21 protein-coding genes are annotated in these 19,920 nt (G+C 46.4%); 8 read left to right on the top strand and 13 right to left on the bottom strand.

Going from position 1 to position 19,920, the window contains the following annotated elements; genetic code table 11:
- Positions 1 to 1,505: retention module-containing protein (locus D104_RS22615; protein WP_024022935.1), on the bottom strand; the 1,505-nt coding region annotated here is incomplete at its 3' end.
- 364 nt (positions 1,506 to 1,869) lie between these two features.
- Here D104_RS22615 and D104_RS22610 point away from each other — a divergent pair.
- The 5 genes from D104_RS22610 to arsJ all read left to right on the top strand — a co-directional run bounded on the left by D104_RS22610 (position 1,870) and on the right by arsJ (position 7,185).
- Positions 1,870 to 3,360, top strand: coding sequence for a SulP family inorganic anion transporter (locus tag D104_RS22610; protein WP_024022934.1), 1,491 nt, complete (start codon positions 1,870 to 1,872; stop codon positions 3,358 to 3,360).
- Between the two features lie 55 nt (positions 3,361 to 3,415).
- Positions 3,416 to 4,267 carry a universal stress protein gene (locus D104_RS22605; RefSeq protein WP_024022933.1) on the top strand — a complete coding sequence of 284 codons (852 nt, stop codon included), beginning with the start codon at positions 3,416 to 3,418 and terminating at the stop codon, positions 4,265 to 4,267.
- Positions 4,268 to 4,482: 215 nt separating this feature from the next.
- Positions 4,483 to 4,827 (top strand): metalloregulator ArsR/SmtB family transcription factor, encoded by a 345-nt coding sequence (locus D104_RS22600; RefSeq protein ID WP_024022932.1) that lies wholly within the window; start codon positions 4,483 to 4,485, stop codon positions 4,825 to 4,827.
- A 32-nt stretch (positions 4,828 to 4,859) separates the two neighbouring features.
- Positions 4,860 to 5,873, top strand: a complete 1,014-nt coding sequence (locus D104_RS22595; protein ID WP_024022931.1) for an ArsJ-associated glyceraldehyde-3-phosphate dehydrogenase — start codon at positions 4,860 to 4,862, stop codon at positions 5,871 to 5,873.
- A gap of 88 nt (positions 5,874 to 5,961) precedes the next feature.
- A complete protein-coding gene (gene arsJ / locus D104_RS22590) occupies positions 5,962 to 7,185 on the top strand; it encodes an organoarsenical effux MFS transporter ArsJ (RefSeq protein ID WP_024022930.1) in 1,224 nt (407 codons plus the stop codon).
- Positions 7,186 to 7,316: 131 nt separating this feature from the next.
- Here the strand turns inward: arsJ and D104_RS22585 are convergent, their stop codons facing one another.
- The 3 genes from D104_RS22585 to D104_RS22575 all read right to left on the bottom strand — a co-directional run bounded on the left by D104_RS22585 (position 7,317) and on the right by D104_RS22575 (position 9,972).
- Entirely contained in the window at positions 7,317 to 7,784 is a 468-nt protein-coding gene (locus D104_RS22585) for an NfeD family protein (protein ID WP_024022929.1), read from the bottom strand.
- Between the two features lie 2 nt (positions 7,785 to 7,786).
- On the bottom strand, positions 7,787 to 8,725 hold the full coding sequence (locus tag D104_RS22580) for an SPFH domain-containing protein (RefSeq protein WP_024022928.1): 939 nt from the start codon (positions 8,723 to 8,725) through the stop codon (positions 7,787 to 7,789).
- Positions 8,726 to 8,931: 206 nt separating this feature from the next.
- A complete protein-coding gene (locus D104_RS22575; RefSeq protein WP_024022927.1) occupies positions 8,932 to 9,972 on the bottom strand; it encodes a threonine aldolase family protein in 1,041 nt (346 codons plus the stop codon).
- Positions 9,973 to 10,136: 164 nt separating this feature from the next.
- On the opposite strand from D104_RS22575, the gene D104_RS22570 reads away from it, so the two are divergent.
- Complete coding sequence (locus tag D104_RS22570; protein ID WP_024022925.1) at positions 10,137 to 10,970, top strand: amidohydrolase family protein; 834 nt, start codon at positions 10,137 to 10,139, stop codon at positions 10,968 to 10,970.
- Positions 10,971 to 11,081: 111 nt separating this feature from the next.
- Here the strand turns inward: D104_RS22570 and D104_RS22565 are convergent, their stop codons facing one another.
- A complete protein-coding gene (locus D104_RS22565; RefSeq protein ID WP_084545989.1) occupies positions 11,082 to 12,242 on the bottom strand; it encodes a GNAT family N-acetyltransferase/peptidase C39 family protein in 1,161 nt (386 codons plus the stop codon).
- A 315-nt stretch (positions 12,243 to 12,557) separates the two neighbouring features.
- Between D104_RS22565 and D104_RS22555 the strand changes: the two genes are divergently transcribed.
- On the top strand, positions 12,558 to 14,033 hold the full coding sequence (locus D104_RS22555) for a RimK family protein (protein ID WP_024022923.1): 1,476 nt from the start codon (positions 12,558 to 12,560) through the stop codon (positions 14,031 to 14,033).
- Between the two features lie 185 nt (positions 14,034 to 14,218).
- On the opposite strand, the gene D104_RS22550 is transcribed toward D104_RS22555, so the two are convergent.
- Together D104_RS22550 and D104_RS22545 are read right to left on the bottom strand one after the other, a co-directional pair.
- The gene (locus D104_RS22550) at positions 14,219 to 14,533 is read right to left on the bottom strand and encodes a HigA family addiction module antitoxin (RefSeq protein WP_024022922.1); all 315 of its coding nucleotides are present in this window, start codon (positions 14,531 to 14,533) and stop codon (positions 14,219 to 14,221) included.
- Positions 14,534 to 14,547: 14 nt separating this feature from the next.
- Entirely contained in the window at positions 14,548 to 14,835 is a 288-nt protein-coding gene (locus D104_RS22545; protein ID WP_024022921.1) for a type II toxin-antitoxin system RelE/ParE family toxin, read from the bottom strand.
- Positions 14,836 to 15,078: 243 nt separating this feature from the next.
- On the opposite strand from D104_RS22545, the gene D104_RS22540 reads away from it, so the two are divergent.
- On the top strand, positions 15,079 to 15,954 hold the full coding sequence (locus tag D104_RS22540) for a mechanosensitive ion channel family protein (protein WP_024022920.1): 876 nt from the start codon (positions 15,079 to 15,081) through the stop codon (positions 15,952 to 15,954).
- Between the two features lie 64 nt (positions 15,955 to 16,018).
- Here the strand turns inward: D104_RS22540 and D104_RS22535 are convergent, their stop codons facing one another.
- From D104_RS22535 to D104_RS22510, 6 genes are all read right to left on the bottom strand, one after another.
- A complete protein-coding gene (locus D104_RS22535) occupies positions 16,019 to 16,360 on the bottom strand; it encodes a carboxymuconolactone decarboxylase family protein (protein WP_024022919.1) in 342 nt (113 codons plus the stop codon).
- A 55-nt stretch (positions 16,361 to 16,415) separates the two neighbouring features.
- On the bottom strand, positions 16,416 to 16,646 hold the full coding sequence (locus D104_RS22530; RefSeq protein ID WP_024022918.1) for a thioredoxin family protein: 231 nt from the start codon (positions 16,644 to 16,646) through the stop codon (positions 16,416 to 16,418).
- A 28-nt stretch (positions 16,647 to 16,674) separates the two neighbouring features.
- Complete coding sequence (locus D104_RS22525) at positions 16,675 to 17,715, bottom strand: permease (RefSeq protein WP_024022917.1); 1,041 nt, start codon at positions 17,713 to 17,715, stop codon at positions 16,675 to 16,677.
- A 174-nt stretch (positions 17,716 to 17,889) separates the two neighbouring features.
- On the bottom strand, positions 17,890 to 18,309 hold the full coding sequence (locus tag D104_RS22520; RefSeq protein WP_235075884.1) for a group I truncated hemoglobin: 420 nt from the start codon (positions 18,307 to 18,309) through the stop codon (positions 17,890 to 17,892).
- 5 nt (positions 18,310 to 18,314) lie between these two features.
- The gene (locus D104_RS22515; protein WP_031214470.1) at positions 18,315 to 19,190 is read right to left on the bottom strand and encodes a DUF3034 family protein; all 876 of its coding nucleotides are present in this window, start codon (positions 19,188 to 19,190) and stop codon (positions 18,315 to 18,317) included.
- 22 nt (positions 19,191 to 19,212) lie between these two features.
- On the bottom strand, positions 19,213 to 19,836 hold the full coding sequence (locus tag D104_RS22510) for a methylamine utilization protein (protein ID WP_024022914.1): 624 nt from the start codon (positions 19,834 to 19,836) through the stop codon (positions 19,213 to 19,215).
- Between the last annotated feature and the right edge of the window lie 84 nt (positions 19,837 to 19,920).

Here is a 19,920-nt window from a genome sequence, read left to right as displayed (position 1 = left end):
GTGCTATCTGCATCCGCTGTCGTATCCAGTTTCGCACTGTCAGAACCTTTCTCTGACTCGTTACCCGCTGCGTCGGTAATGGTAGCGTCGACTGTTAACGTCGCGCCTTCTGCTGGCGCCGCTACCGTCGTCTCAACTTTGCCTGCTTCGATTTGAGCCTCTGTCAGTACGATAGCCGTGCCGTTCACCGTCAAGGTATCGCCTTCTACCGCATTGGTGCCCGTTAGAGAGATGGTCACGTTCACGTCACCATCTAGCTCGGTTGCGCTGATGTAGCCGTTGTCGTTCACATCTTCATCGATGGTCACGCCTGGCGCACCCGCCGCTGTTATATCGACTTGATAGTTGGAATTAGCAGTAACAATAAGTGTGTTACCGGCACCATCTGTCAGAGTAATTGTCGCATCAATACGTCTATCAGGGTCTTGTGCGAGATCGCTACCAGCAACATCTATGCTAAACATACGGTTTGTAACTGTACCTGTATATTCTTTACCATTTACCGTAAGGGTAACCACATCCCCATTTTTCACATCACCTGAAACAATTCCTGTTATCGCAATATTTGTTTGTGCTTCGGCTGCAGAAACAATATCGTCAGAAGTAACATCAGAAATAGACATTCGACCTGATATTTCAAGGTCAACCGTATGAATCGAAGAGCCTACACTTTCGACTGTACTGCCATTACTATTACTAGACGACACAACAACATCAAATTCTGTATCAGCCGCCAAATCTGAGCCGGAGACCCCTACAGTCCAAGTTCCAGCTGCACCGACTACTGTTCTGTAAGTGACGCCATTAATAACAAGAACAACAGGGTCGCCAGATGCTATGTCGCCACCTATTGCCGTACCCGATACGGTAACCGTACCAGCAGCCTCTGTTGAATTAATAACATTATCAGATGTGATTGAGTTAATACTCACAGTACCTGCTACTGCATTTACTACAGTCGTACCGTTTGAGCTAGAGCTAGCAGAAATAGTACGCGCTGTGTTGACGGCGCTATTACCACTGTCAGTATCGTATCCATAGCTTGGGAGGCTGCTCTCAGTATCGCTGCCAAAGGTTGGTAGAGACGCGTCATCATTTCGTGCAATAGAGACATCAACACGACTTGCTTCTACTTGCTCTTCACCTGCAGCGGGGGCGTCTTGTACTAAAGTCGGGTCATCACCCGCAAGAATGGCGCTTTGTAGTGCGTCGATTTCAGTGGATGAGTCTGCGACTAGATCTTCGCTGTCGCCTGTGTTGTAAATCTCATCCGTCATTTCAACGACAGAATCTCCACCAATTACCACTTCTGTGCCATCGTTAAAAGCAATAGTGACCGTTGCACCATTGCCAGTAACAACCGTTTCACCAAAGAAAATAGGATCGCCTATTTTGACAATTCGCTCTTGCCCGTCGATAGATTGAACTGTGACAGAACCACTGATCTTAGTGATAAAACCGATCGGGCTACCTAACGTTGCAAAAGGGGTTTGATTGTCGCTCATGGTGAATCTCCTGGACTCTAGATAAGACGTAATAAATATATGATTACTAACAAGATAGAAGAATCAAAGGCAAGTATCTATTGTACCTTGGTACAGTCGCGCTAATTTCTTCCTCATTAATACAAAACACTTGTCTTTCATGGCCTTTAAGTCGTTGGCGATTGCTAAAAAACCTCAAATCTTTATAATTTGTGCCACTTTTGACTCAATCTTGACGTGTCGGACTTTTATTTAAGTCACGCTCTATTTCCGAGTCTATTCTTGACTCACGTAATAACGCTCTTATGGCTATGTCATACATTTGCCATCACGTAGCGCAATAATTTCAAACGTATTTCCCTTTTAATATTTCAGTAGGTAATAAATGATCGATTCGATAAAACGAGACTGGCTCTCAAACATAAAAGGTGACTCGCTCGCGGGTACTGTTGTCGCACTAGCGCTAATACCAGAAGCCATCGCTTTCTCTATCATTGCTGGCGTTGATCCTAAAGTTGGCTTGTACGCGTCATTCTGTATCGCCGTGATCATTTCGTTTGTTGGTGGTCGTCCAGGTATGATCTCTGCCGCAACCGGCGCGATGGCGCTATTAATGGTGACCTTGGTAAAAGACCACGGTTTAGAATACTTACTGGCAGCTAGCTTGCTTACCGGTGTCATTCAGATTGCGGCTGGCTATTTAAAGCTTGGCTCTTTAATGCGCTTTGTCTCGCGATCCGTGGTGACAGGGTTTGTTAACGCGTTAGCCATATTGATATTCATGGCCCAACTTCCTGAACTGACCAATGTGACGTGGCATGTGTATGCCATGACGGTAGCTGGTCTTGGTATCATTTATTTGTTCCCATTGATTCCAGTCATTGGTAAAGCGCTTCCTTCACCGTTGGTCTGTATTGTTCTTTTGACCACCTTCGCGATGACGTATGGATTAGACATTCGTACCGTTGCCGATATGGGTGAGCTACCAGATACCTTGCCAATCTTCTTATGGCCAGATGTTCCGTTGAACCTTGAAACACTTTGGATCATCTTGCCTTACTCAATCGGCCTTGCGGTTGTGGGTTTATTAGAATCCATGATGACCGCCACCATCGTCGATGAATTCACCGACACAACCAGTGACAAAAACCGTGAGTGTAAAGGTCAAGGTATCGCTAACATTGGTTCAAGCCTAATGGGCGGCATGGCAGGTTGCGCAATGATCGGACAATCGGTTATCAACGTAAAATCTGGTGGTCGCGGTCGTTTGTCGACGTTCATTGCTGGTTTCTTATTATTAATCATGGTTGTTTTCTTAGACGATCTGATCGGCCAAATCCCAATGGCAGCCTTGGTGGCCGTTATGATCATGGTGTCCATCGGCACTTTCTCTTGGGAATCGGTGATCAACCTGAAAAAACACCCGTTATCGACTAACATTGTAATGTTGGCGACGGTTTCTATTGTCGTTTACACACATAACTTAGCGTTGGGTGTGTTTGTTGGTGTATTACTCGCAGCTTTGTTTTTTGCGCATAAAATTGGCCGCTTCATGGTGGTTAAGAGCGATCAAGACAAAGACTCAAAACACCGCACCTATAAGGTCATCGGGCAAGTGTTTTTTGCATCATCGGATCAATTCACATCGTCTTTTGATTTTAAAGAAGCCGCTGAAAAAATTACGATTGACTTATCTGCCGCGCATTTTTGGGACATAACGTCTGTTTCAGCATTGGACAAGGTTGTTATTAAGTTCCGTCGTGAAGGTGCAGACGTTGATGTCGTGGGAATGAATGAAGCCAGTGCGACCGTTGTCGATAAATTTGGCGTTCATAACAACCCAGAAGAAGTTGAAAAAGTCATGGGCGGCCATTAACTGCCCAGTGATTACGGAGTAATACTTTTTAATAAGAACAAGAAGGAGTGCAACAATGACGAATATAATTGCTTGTATTGATGGTTCTGGATTATCGGAATATGTCACCACCGCATCGGTGTGGGCGGCCAAACAAATGGGCTGCCCACTGACGTTGTTGCACTCTTTAGAAAAACAAACCGTACGAACGGATGAAGATCTGTCTGGTTCCATTGGATTTGGCAGTCGAGAACACTTACTGGATGAACTGGTCGCTCTGGATGCCCAACGCGCTAAACTAGCACTTGAGCATGGCAAACTTATTCTAGAAAACGCCAGAGCATATGCTCAAAAGGCAGGCGCAAAGCTAGTCGAAGAAATTCAACGTCATGGCGACTTGATTGATGCCTTGATCGATCTTGAGGACGAAACTCGTCTGATTGTAATCGGCCGACTCGGTATCAATCACACTATGGACGCTCACACGGTGGGTTCACATATTGAGCGTGTTGCGCGCACTTTACACAAACCCATCTTAATCAGCGTGGGTCAGTTTAAAGCGCCTAAAAACTTCATGATCGCTTACGATGGTCGTGAAGCCGCCGACAACGCAATCGCTCGCATTGCTCAAAGCCCATTGTTAATTGGCCTACCATGTCACCTTGTGATGGCGGGCGAAGACACACCAGCAAGACGAGCAAAACTAGAAGAAGCGCAAGCCATGCTTGAAGAAGAAGGCTTCGAAGTCGCTGCCAGCATTCTACCGGGTAAAATTTACCCCGTGCTCACACAATATCGCGAAGATCATAATATCGAGCTTATGGCCATGGGCGCTTATGCGCATTCAAAAGTGCGTCAGTTCTTTGTCGGCAGCAACACCACGAAAATGATCATCGAAAGTGACATCCCACTTTTGATTCTTCGTTAACCAACCTCCAACTTCTTTCAAAGGGCGATTTCTTCGAATTCGCCCTTTTTTTGTTTCCGCACCCACCACCTTTGATCATTCACAAACGCATTCGTGAAATATGACCATTATATTAAATATATGAAAATTCGAATATATGATTTTACATATGTATTATCCAACAGATACAATCAGGCAAATGCAATTCAACAAGACAGTACAAGAGCCACACAAACATGACGCCAGACCTATTCTACAAAGCACTCGCTGACGACACACGCTTACGGAGCTTGCTGCTAATTACGCAATACAATGAACTCTGTGTTTGCGAGCTCATGGCGGCGCTAAAAGAAACTCAACCGAAAATTTCGCGCCATCTTGCCCAACTGCGCAAAAGCGGAGTTCTGAGCGACCGACGACAAGGCCAGTGGGTATTTTATCGACTGCACCCTGAATTACCAAGCTGGACAATTAACGTCTTAAAAACCACGCTAGACAACCAAGTCTTATGGCTGAGAGACAACGTCGACCAACTTGAAACCATGGGCGGCCGACCAGAACGAACCGGTGCCTGCTGCTAATTTACTTTTATTACCTTCACGAGGACTAACACATGACTATTAAAGTAGGAATCAATGGATTCGGCCGCATGGGTCGTCTTTCCTTTCGCGCCGCGTTTGACTGGGACGACGTAGAGTTCGTGCAAATCAACGACGTCGCCGGCGATGCTGCCACGCTCGCTCACCTAGTTAACTTCGATTCCGTACATGGCCGCTGGAACCACAACGCCACCAGCGAAGGCAATAGCATTATCATCAATGGAAAAACCATCGCCTGCACACAGAATCGTGCGATTTCCGACACCGATTGGTCTCAATGCGATGTGGTGATCGAAGCCAGTGGCGTGATGAAAACCAAAGCGCTCTTACAAGCGTACCTTGATCAAGGCGTAAAACGTGTTGTGGTCACCGCACCGGTGAAAGAAGACGGCGTGCTCAATGTCGTGATGGGCGTAAACGACCAAGATTACAACCCAAGCCAACACCCTATTGTCACTGCCGCGTCGTGCACAACCAATTGCCTAGCGCCTGTGGTCAAGGTTCTGCACGAAACCATCGGCATCAAACACGGCTCCATGACCACGATTCACGATATTACCAACACCCAAACCATTTTAGACGCACCGCACAAAGACCTACGCCGTGCGCGTGCGTGTGGCAGCAGTCTGATTCCAACCACAACGGGCTCAGCGACCGCCATCACTCATATTTTCCCAGAACTCAAAGGCAAGCTAAATGGCCACGCGGTGCGTGTTCCACTGGCCAATGCGTCGTTAACCGATTGCGTGTTCGAAATGAACCGTGCGACCAACGAAGCGGAAATCAACCAGATCCTCAAAGCCGCCAGTGAAAACGAACTGAAAGACATATTGGGCTACGAAGAACGTCCGCTCGTGTCGATCGATTACAAAACCGACCCACGCTCAAGCATCATCGACGCACCAAGCACCATGGTGATTAATGGTACGCAAGTGAAGCTTTACGTCTGGTACGACAACGAATGGGGCTACGCTAATCGCACCGCGGAACTCATGCGAAAAGTGGGACGTTTGGATAAAACGGCATAACTCCCCGCTTGATACACACCGCCTTCATGTTGTTTTAAACACTGACGACATGAAGGCTTCTGACTAAGACAAACCAAAAAGCGATTTTATGTTTTCACAGCGATTAACACAGTTGCCAAGTAACGTTCGCCAATATCTCATCGTCACGGGGAATTACTGGTGTTTCACCTTAACCGACGGCGCGCTGCGCATGTTGGTCGTTCTGTATTTCTACGAGTTAGGCTACGGTGCATTAGACATCGCACTGCTCTTTATCTTCTATGAAGCCTTCGGCGTAGTAACGAACTTGTTTGGCGGTTGGCTTGGCGCTCGATGGGGTTTAAATCGCACCATGAATATCGGACTTGGCTTGCAAATCATTGCGCTCGGCATGTTGCTTGTGCCCGCAGGTTGGCTGACGGTTATCTGGGTGATGATCGCGCAAGCGCTGTCTGGCATCGCCAAAGACCTGAATAAAATGAGCGCGAAAAGTTCCATTAAAGTCTTGGTTCCCAAAGGCGAAAGCGGCCAACTTTACCAATGGGTGGCACTGTTAACCGGATCAAAAAATGCCCTAAAAGGCATTGGTTTCTTTCTGGGTGGTTTGCTGCTGACCACCGCTGGCTTCCACCAAGCCATTCTTATTATGACGTTTGCGCTTGGCGCTGTGTGGCTGTTCAGCCTTTGGCAACTGGGCGGTGACCTTGGCAAAGCCAATAACAAGCCCAAGTTTTCAGAGATCTTTTCGAAAAGCTCAGAAATTAATATTCTTTCTGCCGCTCGGCTTTTTCTATTTGGCGCTCGGGATGTCTGGTTCGTGGTCGCGCTGCCCGTTTATCTCAGCAGTCAATTTGGTTGGGATCATTGGACCGTCGGGGGCTTTCTTGCACTTTGGGTGATTGGCTACGGAATAGTACAAAGTTTAGCGCCGCACATTACGGGCAAACGTAATCATCAAATTCCCAGTGCAAGCGTCGTCACGCTTTGGGCACTAGGATTAACCGCCCTGCCCGCCGCCATCGCAATTGGCTTACAACTGTCGTTTTATCCACTGATCATCTTGCTCGGCGGGCTTATTTTGTTCGGTGCTGTTTTTGCCATTAACTCGTCTTTGCACAGTTATTTGATCGTCCAATTTGCCAGTAAAGAAGGCGTTTCGATGGACGTGGGGTTTTACTACATGGCGAATGCCATGGGACGATTAATCGGGACGCTGTTATCGGGTTGGGTGTACCAAGAATTTGGTTTGATTGCATGTCTTTGGGTATCTTGTGGTTTCCTAGCGCTCGCCAGCATCATTTCACTTTGGTTGCCTAAGCAAAATCATTCATAGTGCCAGAACCTTTTACTCATAAATAAGAACAAAAAAACGCCAAGGGGGAACTGCCCACTTGGCGCTTTTAGTTCTTAACGTCTTGCTCTACTTTAGAGGATAACAGTTCACCACGTTAACTATGTACCGTGTTAACTATGTACAGCTTTAACGGCTTGAATGTGCAACTTGCCCACTTCCGCTTCCGTTACTTCCACTTTGGTGCCCGCTTCAATCGATTCTTCACTGATCAACGCCCAATCCACACCCGAATAATGGTACTTAGGTGATAAGGTCGGAGACACAGGTTCTTGCAAGATAAATCGATGGTCTAAAAAGTCACTCTTGACCTTTTTAGCGCTCACATTCGACTGCATGCTCTTCAACGGCTTCCAAAGTAACGCCGCCGCGATCAGCGTGAAAACCCCCGTACTGAACATCGCGCTCAACACACTGTCTGGCAACACACCGAAAAACAGCAAAGCGCCCGTCAGCATGGCCGCTAAACCAACGAAAAACAGCACGAAGGTCGAAAACCCCAATACGGCCACTTCAATCACCAATAGGATCAGACCCACAACAAAAAGGCTTTGGGCCAAATTATTGGTAAAGAAATCCATCACTAGCTCCCTTTCGTCATTTTCTGAATAATCGTCATGGCTTGCGCCACAACCGCCGACGCTTCTGTTGCGCCATCCGGTAACAAGACAACAGAAGATTCTTTGGCAATCGCACGTTTCGCTTCAATGGCTTTGCTCGCCAAATCTAACTGAATCGCTTTTTGACCTTCTTCCGTCGCTGCAGCTTCACCAACTTGACGCAAGGCTTCCGCCTGAGCCGATGCAACTGCGACGATGGCTTTCGCCTCACCTTCTGCGCGTAACACCTGCTCTTCTTTGTCTGCTTGCGCAGCCAATACCACAGAGGCTTTTTTACCTTCGGCACGGTTAATTGCGGCTTGACGATCGCCTTCCGATTCCAAAATTTGCGCACGTTTCACACGTTCTGCTTTCATTTGGGCTTCCATCGCTTCCATCACAGACTGTGGCGGCACAATGTCTTTAATCTCATAACGCAACACCTGAATACCCCAAGGACCTGCCGCATCGTTGATCGACGAGACAATGTTGGTGTTCAGAACATCACGTTCTTCAAACGTTTTATCCAATTCCATTTTACCCAACTCAGAACGCATCGTCGTTTGCGCCAGCTGAGTCACCGCGAACACATAATTGTCCACGCCGTAGGTCGCTTTGTAAGGATCCAATACGCGGAAGTACAACACCCCATCTACGCTAAGGGAAATATTGTCTTTGGTGATCGCACTTTGCTCTGGCACATCAACCGCTTGCTCTTTCAAAGAACGATCGGCAGAAATGCGATCAATAAAGGGCAGGATAAAATTCAAACCCGCTTCTTTTGTTGATTGATACTTACCAAAACGTTCAATCACATACGCCTGATTCTGTGGCACAAATTTGATGGAGTTTTTTAGCAACACCACCGCCAGCACAAGTACGAGAACTTGCACGTTCAATACATATTGAAGTAACACTTCCATAACAATGAATCCTTTATTATTCGAAGAAGAATATTTTTCTGTGGTTTTCAAACTCCGCACTGTACTTTTAAGTCTGAACACCTCTAACTGCACTTTAAAAATCGAACATCACGCGCCTAGTAGGCACGCTTCATCACCAAAAGTCATTAATAAACGTGATTAACGAAAAGTCGCCTTTTCCAAGCCTTGTCAATTCTCTTTATCCATTACAAAGACGCATCAAACTGACGAGCACACTCAACAAACGCCTCGACACCTTCTTTTGGCGTCCTGAACGACGTCACCAAACGCACCACGCCCTCTTCCCAGCGGCCGCCGTAGAACGCAAACCCTTCGGCCAACAAATGGTCCGCCATGCCTTCAGGCAAAGTACAAAACAACATATTTGCCTGTGCTGGCGTATTAATTTTCACACTCGGAATGCTCGCCAAGCCTTCTTGTAACAACACCATCATAGCGTTGGCGTGAGCGGCATTTTTGCGCCACAAATCGTCGGTCAAATAGGCTTTCATTTGGGAAGACAGCAAACGCATTTTGGAATGCAAATGCCCGCCACGTTTACGACGAAACCCTAACTCTTTCGACAAACTGCGGTTAAACACGACAATCGCTTCCGATGCCATGGTGCCGTTTTTCGTTGCGCCAAATGACACAATGTCCACGCCCGCTTTCCAGGTCATTTCCGCTGGCGTACAGCCTAACGACAACAACGCATTGGCAAAACGCGCGCCGTCCATATGAACGGACAATCCGGCTTCTTTCGCAATATCCGTAATGACTCGAATTTCGGCTAACGAGTACACACTGCCAACTTCCGTTACTTGCGAAATACTCACCGCAGACGCCTGACAAGAATGCACATCGCCGACTTTTTGAGTCACCACTTTTTTGAGCAAAGTTGGGTCCATTTTTGCGTCCGCGCCGCCAATGCCCACAAACCGTGCGCCGCCAGTATAAAACTCCGGCGCCGTACTTTCATCGTTCAATAAATGGCTTTCCGTGTGACACAATACACTGCCCCAAGGCGGCGTCATCGCACTGATGCTTAGCACATTGGCCGCGGTTCCAGTCGACACCAGAAACACATCCACATCACATTCAAATAACTCAGACAATATGCTGGTTACTTCCGCGGTCATGTCATCGTTACCGTATGGCATCGCATCGCCCTGCGACGCATCCATCATGGCGTTAAAAACGGAATCCGACGCACCGGCAATATTGTCACTTGTGAACGCAACCTTCATTGAACTACTCCTTCATTCATTTGCTTCGTATCCATGAACCATACCATGCTCGCAATGAAAACCAAGCAATCGCCCGCCGTTTTTCCAATACCAGAAGTCAAAAACCAAATAGCCTAAGCAGCGCGCTTTCATTACTGTGATGACACATTATGAAAGGAGCCGTTATGTCGGTATTTACTGAGCGCAAAATCGATTGTCATAACCATATTTTTGACCCGCAACAATTTCCCTACCAAGCCGATTCTCCTTACGCCCCAGACGGCCATGAAGTTGCGACCGCGAGTTACTTTCAGCAAGTTTTGAACGCTTACGGCGTTTCCCATGCGCTGCTCATTGGACCAAATTCAGCCTATGGCGAAAACGATAACCGCGCGCTATTAGACGCCATTGCGCAATCTAATGGCCGGTTCAAAGGCATGGCAGTCGTAAAGCAAGACACGCCAACCAACAAGCTTGCCGAACTAAAAGCGCAAGGCATCGTCGGTGTTACGTTTAATGTGGCATTTTATGGTGTTGAGCATTTCGCTCGATCTTTGCCCTTGATGGATCGATTGGCAGATTTAGAGATGATCGTGCAAGTTCAGGTTGAAAATGAGCAAATGCTCCGACTAGCACCGCTACTGATGCAAACCAAAGCAACCATTTTGATTGATCATTGTGGGCGCCCGAACCTTGAACACGGCGTAAACAACGCAGGCTTTCAAGCCATCTTAGCGTTGGCCAAAACACAACGTGCTTATATTAAAATATCTGGCTTTGCGAAATTTTCACAAAACACCTTTCCCTACGCAGACACACAACCGTACGTGGACGCTATTGTAAAAAACTTTGGTGAAAATCGTATTATTTGGGGATCAGATTGGCCGTTTTTAAAAGCACAACATCGAATGGATTACGGCACGCTGCTCGCTCTTGCAGAAAAACAATTTCCAGATAAGGCGTTACGTGCGAAGTTGTTTTGGGAAAACGCCGCACGATTGTGCGGCTTTCCGCTGTGACTCACCCTGTGGTGTAAGGGTTTAGCCTGCTCTACTGCAATGCAATAACCACATGTGACGCTTGCGTATGCGCTAAGCCGTTTTCAACACAACCGTGGCTTGTAAACGGCTTTACCCAAAGCGGGACATCTTTTCAAACTCGTTGCGCGCAATAGGCACAAATTGGCAATCAAGTGGACTTGGTGGATCATCGGCCAATTTGGTGTCATCGTCCAAATCGGGATCATGCACCAAAATACAATGCTCGTCGTAACCTGACATCACCACCCAATGCGGGGCTTTTTTGCCATCCATTCGAAACGTACTAATCAGAATAATCGCCAACGCACCGGCGTCGAACGCGTCAATCAGCTGCTCTAACGGCATCACAGAATAATGAATCGACACATCGGCATCGTTACATTGCTTGGCAAAACTTTGATGCACACGCGTAATCACGTCTTTCTTAAGCTCATTACGCACACCGCCAACAAACAATGGGCCTTCTTCGCTCAGCCAAACATCCGCCGACAAACCGCGCTTTTTGGCCGCCAACGCCAATCCCATAGGATGACAACCACCGTGACCCGACGTCATAAAAATCGTCGTCGCTTCTCGCCAGATTTCTAACTCATCGTCCGGTGTTGCTTGATACTCAGGGTGCAGCGCAGACAACACCATTTGCAACGACGCCGGACCACAGGTAAATGGCGTACCCTGAGCCAACCAAGGCAAAGGTCGAGTCGTTTGCTCGCTCGCGCCATGACGAAGACGTTTCTGCATACGAATCGCATCAGTTTGGTCTTCATAATACGCATCGTAATGACCGAACTCTCGGTAACCCATGGTTTGATACAACGCGATGGCATTTTGATTCACATCACTCACTTCCAGACGAAGCAAGATCTTGCCTTTTTTAATGGCTTTTTGTTCGCATGCCTGAATCAACGCCTTACCAATGCCCAAGCCTCGTGCTTGTGGCGACACCGCCAAAGAATACAAACGTGCCAAACGCGTGCCTTGTCGTAGATGCAACAACGCATAACCCAGAAGGTTTTGATCTTCCCCCATCGCCACCAACAACGCAGACCCGGTACTGTTAATCGCACGACGAAAACTACGTCGACTCAAACGGTCGCCCGTAAAAGCGCTGTCTTCTAGCGCTAACAAGGCTTTTAAATCGTCTACACTGGCCGAACGAATGTCGACATTTGAAGACGGTTTTTTCGTCGTCGCGGCCGCCGTATCTGGTGCCGTATTTTGGGGAGACGCTGTTGTGCTGGTTTTGGTCATTAAATCGCCTTAGAAAAGGGCAAAAGATCGCTAGGGTCGTCTATTTTATTGCCTAAAAAAGCCGAAAAATGACGACGGTAATTTTCGCGCATTCTAGGGCGAATATAGCTAAAAAGATAGCGTAAACCGTCCAAAATAACAGATTATTTTCTAACCAAAAAATAATTGTTTTTTTGTGATTTAGACTATTGTTAAAACACAAAAACAAGCGCACTATTCGCGAAAATCCAAAGCGTAAAAATACGCTGAAACGCCCTTCAACAAGGCAATACAAACGAATTCTATCGACTTTATTTAGAAGGAAAAACAAAACACATGTCACAGACATACATTGTCGTTGATCAGGCCAAAGATTGGTCCGCGTTTTTACCCAGTGATCGCGTGATCACCTTTACTCAGTACCTAAACTTGGCCACCAAAACCCAAGGCCGTACGCGCATTATCAACCTTTGTAAAAGCAGCAAATACCTTTCTGACGGGTATTACTGCTCTCTGTTGGCCGAAAGTCGTGGTCACCACGTTATGCCTTCTGTTCGGGTGTTAAACGACATCAGCAAAAAAGCCTTATACGAAATGCAAGTGGCTCAGCTGTTGCCTGCTTTGGCGCAAAAATTGGGCACACCAGAATCCCCAACTGAAATTAAATTTCACTGCATATTTGGCAAAACCATTCAGCCAGAAATGAAGGAATTCGCCCGTAAAATGTTCGAAGCCTTCGCTTGTCCTGTATTAGAAGTGAAATTGAAATTCCGTAAAACATGGCAAGTGAGCGAACTGCACGTTACATCGCAGAAGAATTTGAACGACGAAGAAGAAACCTTGTTTGCAGAATCGTTAGAAGCCTTCAGCACACAAGTGTGGAGCAAAAGCCGTGCGTCTCGTGCTACCAAGTTTGACCTTGCGATGCTGGTTAACCCAGAAGAAGCCATGCCGCCGAGTGACATGCAAGCGCTTAAGAAATTCGTACAAGCAGGCAAGCAGCTGGGTATTCAAGTTGACATGATTGGTCCAAAAGACATCATGCGATTGCCGGAATACGACGGTCTATTCATTCGTGAAACGACCAACATAGACCACCATACTTACCGCTTCGCCAAAAAAGCCGAAGCCGCAGGCTTGGTCGTTATGGACGATCCACAATCCATCATGCGTTGTACCAACAAAGTGTATTTGGCTGACTTGTTCAACACTCACAAAGTACCGTGCCCAAAAACACGCATTGTGCACAAGGGTGAAAAAGACGTAGAAGCCGCGTTAGAAGCGGTAATTAACTACCCAATGGTCGTTAAAATCCCTGATGGCGCGTTTTCCAAAGGCGTGATCAAGGCGGAAAACCGCGAAGCATTAACCGCAAGCCTAAACACCTTGTTCAAAAAGTCGTCTTTGCTATTGGTACAAGAATACCTGTACACCGAATTCGACTGGCGCATCGGCGTACTCAACAACAAACCGATTTTTGCGTGTCGTTATTACATGGTAAAAGACCACTGGCAAATCTACCAACACAGTGAAAGCTCAAGCGAAAGTGGTGGCTTTGACACATTGCCAACGTTTGAAGTGCCACGTCGTGTATTGCAAGCTGCGATCGCCGCAACCAAACCGATTGGAGACGGCTTATACGGCGTCGACGTAAAAGAAATCAGCGGACGTGGTTACGTTATCGAAGTAAACGACAACCCAAGCATCGACCGTGGTGTGGAAGACAAATACCTCGGTGACGAGCTTTACATGCACATCATGTCGGAGTTCTTGCGTCGTATGCAGTTAAAACGCAGTAACACACCGAGTTAATCGCTTGATGTTTCAATAACAAGAAAGGCGACCGTATGGTCGCCTTTCTTATTTTAGTCTCTTTCTCTTTCTTCAAGGGAAAGGATGAGGATGGGGTCGGTCTATACACCCCCCCTCTAACTCCCCCTTAGCAGGGAGAAAAGTTCGGTTCCATTTGGTTGTTTTCGATTATTGGTAAATACAAATCAAAGGCTCTGATGTGTGGCTTTAGGTAGGATTGGTTTGACGAATTTGGCTTCGTCTTGATAACGATTTCTAGTATCCCAGAGGTCTACCGAGTGTTGAATGTTTAGCCAAAATTCTGGCGTATTCCCCAGTGCCGCGGCCAGTTTGATGGCAATCGGCGCGGTTAATACACCACCATTGACTAGGTTACTGACCGTGTTGCGGTGAACGCCCATAGCGTCTGCCAGCGCTTTTGATGTGATTTCCATTGGCTCTAGAAATTCAAGTTTTAGCATTTCACCGACACCCACTGGACGACGTTTTGTCTTACGCATGTTTTTGCCCAACCTTAATACTTATGTGGATCAAGATAAGTGCTAAGTGCAACCCCATCGACCCATCTGAAAATCAAACGATATTGTTTATTTACTCGAATAGAACACCAATTTTTCAGACTCCCATCTAAATGCTCAAAGCGATTGCCTGGCGGAACTCTCAAGTCTGCTTCATTCTGAGCCGCATCTAAAATTTCCAGTTTTCGATACAATGCACTGGTGATGCTACTTGGGGTTAAACGATGTCGCTTATCCTCTTCATAAAAGCACTCTAACCATTTACCCCTAAATTCTAATGACATTTATCGCACACCCTCCTTGTGCATACATCACTTAATATAACGCACAGTGAGGCTATGCACAAGTCAGATAAAATTAAGAATAATTTGATCTCACCTAGAGACGCTTTTTTTAGAAACACCGCTTAATAGAAATTTTTCCTGCTGCTCAACTACCGCTTAACTTGCACATTATCTGCGTATTTTTAAGGCAAGAATCTCAGAAATAGTATTTAATACTTTGACAATATTTTTGGAGTATTTCCTTTGGTAGACATAGACCATATTTACGAAATTTTGAACTACAAATTCTTTAGCATCGCGGACCAATCTGTCACGCTCGGCGGGCTTTTACTGATCCCTACGTTGGCGGTGGTTGGCTTTTGGATTACGAAATATTTAGTGCGCTTGCTCACGGCTAAGCTCACCAACAGAAACACCGATCCGAACATCATTCACCTTGTTCGCCGCTTACTGTATGCCATTGCCATCAGTATTATTGTGATCACGGTGTTGGATATTATCAATGTGCCGATCACGGCGTTTGCCTTTTTGTCTGGCGCGATTGCCATTGGTTTTGGTTTTGGCGCTCAGAACATCATCAACAACTTTATTAGTGGTTGGATTTTGATGTGGGAAAAGCCAATACGCATTGGTGATTTTCTTGAAGTCGAAAGTGCCAAAGGCGTGGTTGAAGAGATAAACACCCGCTCGACGCGCTTCCGCCGTGTCGATGGCGTTCACATGCTTATTCCCAACAGTAAGCTACTTGAAAATACCATTGTGAATTGGACGCTGGTCGATAAATTGATGCGTACTTCAGTTCAGATTGGCGTAGCGTACGGTTCTCCTGCGAAGAAAGTCGCGGCATTGATCTTACAAGCCACAGAAGAACAGGAAGGCGTGTTGGCCACGCCGAAACCACAAGTCATCTTTGAAGACTTTGGTGACAATGCGCTCATTTTTGAAGTGAATTTCTGGATTCATTCTAATGTGGAAGGCGGCTTACGAATGGCCAAAAGCAATGTACGTTTTCGTCTGGATGAATTGTTTGCTGAAAACAACATTGTCATCGCGTTTCCACAACGCGACATTCACATCGATGGCAGCTTGACGTTACTAAAAAGCGACGTCGTTGAATAACGCCTTTATTAAGCGCTAAGTGGTTTATTCCCCTTTCTTCAAGGGGAATAAACAGAACAACCAACTAGCCCGCCAAAAACTCATCCACTGCAGCCAATGCTTGTGTACCATAGATAACAGCCGGTCCACCGCCCATCATGAGTGAAACATTGATGGTTTCGATCAGCTCTTCTCGTGTTGCGCCAGCACGCAATGCGGCTTTCGCGTGGGAGGCAATACAACCATCACAGCGCGAGGCAATACTGATGCTCAGCGCCATCATTTCTTTTACCTTCACGTCAAGCGCGCCCTTTTCCATCGCGGCTTTATGCATGGCCATAAAGCCATCTAATATCTCGGGGGAAGATTTATGGTATTCGCGGGCAAAGGCATTTTGGTCTTTGTTTATTTGCTTGTAACTTTTCATCGTTCACCTTTCGTTTAAAGGGGTTTAAATTCAATGTCGCTAACGCTAAGCGAGGTTAAAACCAGCTTTGTATTTTCTTTTTGTCGGGAATCGAGCCTGAATGAACCAGCACTTCGTTAATCACTACGGCGGGGGTGCTTAACACGCCGTATTGCATGATGATTTCTGCGCTGGTTTCTTTGACTACGTTTACTGGTACTTCGTTTTCTGCGGCGATGGTTTTAATCAGCTCCGCCGTTTTCACACACTTGTTACAACCACTGCCGAGCACTTTGACTTGTTTCATGTTGACCTTCCTTTTCTTGTCTCAATGTTTAATGAATGATATTTAAAATCCAGCCGATCACGGTAAAAGACAACAGTAACAACGCGAAAATGATCGCAAGCAACTTCCATGTCATGACTTGTTTAAGCAATATAAACTCTGGAAAACTGGCCGCAACCGTACTCATACAAAACGCCATGGTGGTGCCAATTGGCAAGCCTTTGGTGATGAGACTTTCCATAATAGGAATCACGCCCGTCGCATTTGAATACAGTGGAATACCAAGTAATACCGCCAGCGGCACAGACCACCATTGCCCGTCGCCTAGGTTTCCTTCCAACCAAGACATGGGCACATAACCATGTAGCGCCGCACCCAGCCCTACGCCAATGAACACCCATTTCCAAACCCGCGAAAAGATATCCATCAGCTCGCGCTTGGCAAAATCGTGTCTATCGCGAAAAGACATAGTTGACGCGTTTGTTTCAGTGGAAGACATTATCGTTTCAGTGGCAGACGCTTCTGTTGTCGTTGCTGACATGGTTGCCGTAACTGACATAGTTGCCGTTGCAGACTGATACGCTTTTAGTGCAAAAGGTTGCAGCATTCTTTCGGCTCGAATGAGATCCAAAAACACGCCACCCAAAATACCTACCGCCATGCCAACCAAAACGTACAGCAAGGTAATTTCCCAGCCGACCAAACTGAGCAGTAACAAAATGGCGACTTCGTTGATCAGCGGCGAAGTCAAAAGAAACGACATGGTGATCCCCACGGGAATGCCCGCCGAAGTAAAACCAAGAAACACAGGAATGCTTGAACAGGAACAAAACGGCGTAATGGCACCAAATACAGAACCGGTAACATAACCAATAAATCTGTTCTTTCTAGCCAAATAGTCGCGGACTTTTTCAATATTAAGAGACGCCCGAAGCAGCGCGATAAAATAGATCATAACGACCAAGAGAAAGAATATCTTCGTGGTGTCTTCTATAAAGAAATGAATGGCATCGCCGAGTTTCGAACTCGGTGATAAGCCCAATAAAGTGAACGTAATCCAGTTCGCTAATTCGGTAAAAAAAGCCAGCATGCTGTTCCTCATCCTTGGCGTTCATTCGAAATGAATGAACAAAGGTCATTTATCACACTACTACTATGAAGATAGCAACACTATGAAAGCTTGCGTATAGGTTGACCAATATCAAACAAAAAAACGGCCCGCAGGCCGTTTTTTTAATCCGTTATATTTTTGTGCCTGAGCGCGTTATTTGTACAGCATGTCTTTGCGCATTGGTGCGAGCACTTTGAGCACTCTGTTTTGCTGTGGATAGGTTAAACCTGCTTTTGCCATGGCGCTGACCAATAAATCGACCGTGGTATTGAAGTCAGTTTCGTTGATTTTTTGCCCTTGGTGAACCTTCAACATGGTATCGCCGGTGTAAGTACACGGGCCGCCAGTGCTGACACAAAGATGCTCGTTGAATTTTTCACGAAAACGTTTGATGTTGGTTTTTTCAAAGTAACGATAAATGCCTTCATTAAAACTGATTTCTTTAATGAAATTATTGGTAATGGCTTCTATCGTTGCTTGTCCACCGATCTCTTCATAAAGGCTTTCTGGCGCTTTCGATGGTGTTGCACAAGCAACAAGGAACAAGCACAAGGCGAATAAAGATGTTTTCACTAGCGTTACCATAAGTACCCCGTCATGGATAAATAAATGCCTTTTTGATCTTTCTTCGTGGCAACCGTGCCTAAATCAGCGTAGGCGGCCGTAATATTAAAGCCCTTGTTAGGAAGGTAACTCACAAAGAAGTCTGTCCAGTCATCTTCTTCCACGCTCGATAAGTTATTTGGTTTCTGACGATATTCCATTCCAACCACCCATTTGGGTGACAGCAAAACCCCAACACTGCCTTCCAGCATGACTTGGTAGTGGTTATTGTCTGCCCCGCCGTAACCGAGCAAGCCCATTTCATTGGCTTTTGTCGCGCGAGCAGTTAAGTTCCAAACGAGGTTATAACCAGCAACGGCGCCTAGGTGGACCTTGGTCGCGGCGACATAAACGTCTGTGCCGCTGTCGTCTTTTGCGCCAAGATAAGACGCGATCGCATCGTTGTCTAATTGTTTGTATTGCAAACCAACACTGACTTGAGGATACGCCGAATACACAACATCGCCGTACAAGCGTACTTTTACACCTATCACATCTTGTTTGATTTCAGCGGATGTCAGACTTAAGCCGGTAATCAATGAAGCCGGTAAATTAAAGGTTTGCTGCGCGTAACTCAGTTCCACTCGATCATAAAAACTGACGGCGGCGCCCATTGCACTGAGCCGGTAATCGGTAACGTTCACATCGGTCATAAACGCCGATGCGGCAATCTCGTCTTGGCTATCGTATCCCGCCAACGTCGCCCAAGGAACAATGCCCCCGCCGCCACTGCCTTCCAATTGTGAAAGTCCTGCTGTCGCCAGTATTTTTCCATCGCTGGCAAACCCAGGAAATGCACACATAAGTCCACCACTGGCGGCTAGTACCTTGATTAAAGTTTTAGTCATCATGCTTCTGCTGTTCATTCCATATTTACCATTGTTTTTTGCCAAAGCCGTAATCCATTGAATGGTTCATCGTTTCAACCGGTGGTAGAAGCTCTAAGGAAAAGGTTTGCTGAGTATCGCTAGTGATGCCGACTTGTTTAATGGCGTTAACACCATCAATCATTCTTTCGCTCCACAGAGACACCGTGTCGCCTTGTTTCACTGGCAAACTCACTTTGCCCTCTTTGTCCGTTTTCACTGCATATTTATTGTCTGCAACAAGGATGTAACCAATCATGTCGTCGTGAATGTTGCAGCCCAACACCACCAAACCGGCATTATCAAATGCGATTGGCGGGATCTCTGATCCTTTATACAGTTTGATTTCAAAAGCTTTCGGCTTAGAAAAACTGTAAACGTGATGACGAATGTCGTCACTGTTGGGAAAGCTCACTAATTGACCTTTTTGTATCACCAGCACACGCGGCAAAAACGATTCGTCGATTTGATCCATCACGGCAACCGCATCAGGTGTCGCTACCGAACCGCTAGACAGCATAATGACCGCATCGGCAACGGGCTTGTTATCTTGATCTACAAACGTCAATGTCATGTCTGCCCATGAATTTTGCAGGGCAAATAAACACACAAGAGTAATTAAATGGCGCATCTGATTTCCTTTTGATTCAATTTAATGACGTTTTTGCGATAATGATGACAATAAGGTTAATACGTAAACAACGAACAGATCATG

The organism is Marinomonas profundimaris (genome assembly GCF_000508165.1).
GTDB lineage: Bacteria > Pseudomonadota > Gammaproteobacteria > Pseudomonadales > Marinomonadaceae > Marinomonas > Marinomonas profundimaris.
Note: the sequence above shows the minus strand (reverse complement) of the source record. Positions and strands in the feature narration are given on the sequence as shown.

Bases quoted from the DNA above. Each gene is read 5' to 3' on its own strand.
- D104_RS22610 (WP_024022934.1), top strand. From the start codon at position 1,870: ATGATCGATTCGATAAAACGAGACTGGCTCTCAAACATAAAAGGTGAC.
- D104_RS22605 (WP_024022933.1), top strand. From the start codon at position 3,416: ATGACGAATATAATTGCTTGTATTGATGGTTCTGGATTATCGGAATAT.
- D104_RS22600 (WP_024022932.1), top strand. From the start codon at position 4,483: ATGACGCCAGACCTATTCTACAAAGCACTCGCTGACGACACACGCTTA.
- D104_RS22595 (WP_024022931.1), top strand. From the start codon at position 4,860: ATGACTATTAAAGTAGGAATCAATGGATTCGGCCGCATGGGTCGTCTT.
- arsJ (WP_024022930.1), top strand. From the start codon at position 5,962: ATGTTTTCACAGCGATTAACACAGTTGCCAAGTAACGTTCGCCAATAT.
- D104_RS22585 (WP_024022929.1), bottom strand. From the start codon at position 7,784: ATGGATTTCTTTACCAATAATTTGGCCCAAAGCCTTTTTGTTGTGGGT.
- D104_RS22580 (WP_024022928.1), bottom strand. From the start codon at position 8,725: ATGGAAGTGTTACTTCAATATGTATTGAACGTGCAAGTTCTCGTACTT.
- D104_RS22575 (WP_024022927.1), bottom strand. From the start codon at position 9,972: ATGAAGGTTGCGTTCACAAGTGACAATATTGCCGGTGCGTCGGATTCC.
- D104_RS22570 (WP_024022925.1), top strand. From the start codon at position 10,137: ATGTCGGTATTTACTGAGCGCAAAATCGATTGTCATAACCATATTTTT.
- D104_RS22565 (WP_084545989.1), bottom strand. From the start codon at position 12,242: ATGACCAAAACCAGCACAACAGCGTCTCCCCAAAATACGGCACCAGAT.
- D104_RS22555 (WP_024022923.1), top strand. From the start codon at position 12,558: ATGTCACAGACATACATTGTCGTTGATCAGGCCAAAGATTGGTCCGCG.
- D104_RS22550 (WP_024022922.1), bottom strand. From the start codon at position 14,533: ATGCGTAAGACAAAACGTCGTCCAGTGGGTGTCGGTGAAATGCTAAAA.
- D104_RS22545 (WP_024022921.1), bottom strand. From the start codon at position 14,835: ATGTCATTAGAATTTAGGGGTAAATGGTTAGAGTGCTTTTATGAAGAG.
- D104_RS22535 (WP_024022919.1), bottom strand. From the start codon at position 16,360: ATGAAAAGTTACAAGCAAATAAACAAAGACCAAAATGCCTTTGCCCGC.
- D104_RS22530 (WP_024022918.1), bottom strand. From the start codon at position 16,646: ATGAAACAAGTCAAAGTGCTCGGCAGTGGTTGTAACAAGTGTGTGAAA.
- D104_RS22525 (WP_024022917.1), bottom strand. From the start codon at position 17,715: ATGCTGGCTTTTTTTACCGAATTAGCGAACTGGATTACGTTCACTTTA.
- D104_RS22515 (WP_031214470.1), bottom strand. From the start codon at position 19,190: ATGATGACTAAAACTTTAATCAAGGTACTAGCCGCCAGTGGTGGACTT.
- D104_RS22510 (WP_024022914.1), bottom strand. From the start codon at position 19,836: ATGCGCCATTTAATTACTCTTGTGTGTTTATTTGCCCTGCAAAATTCA.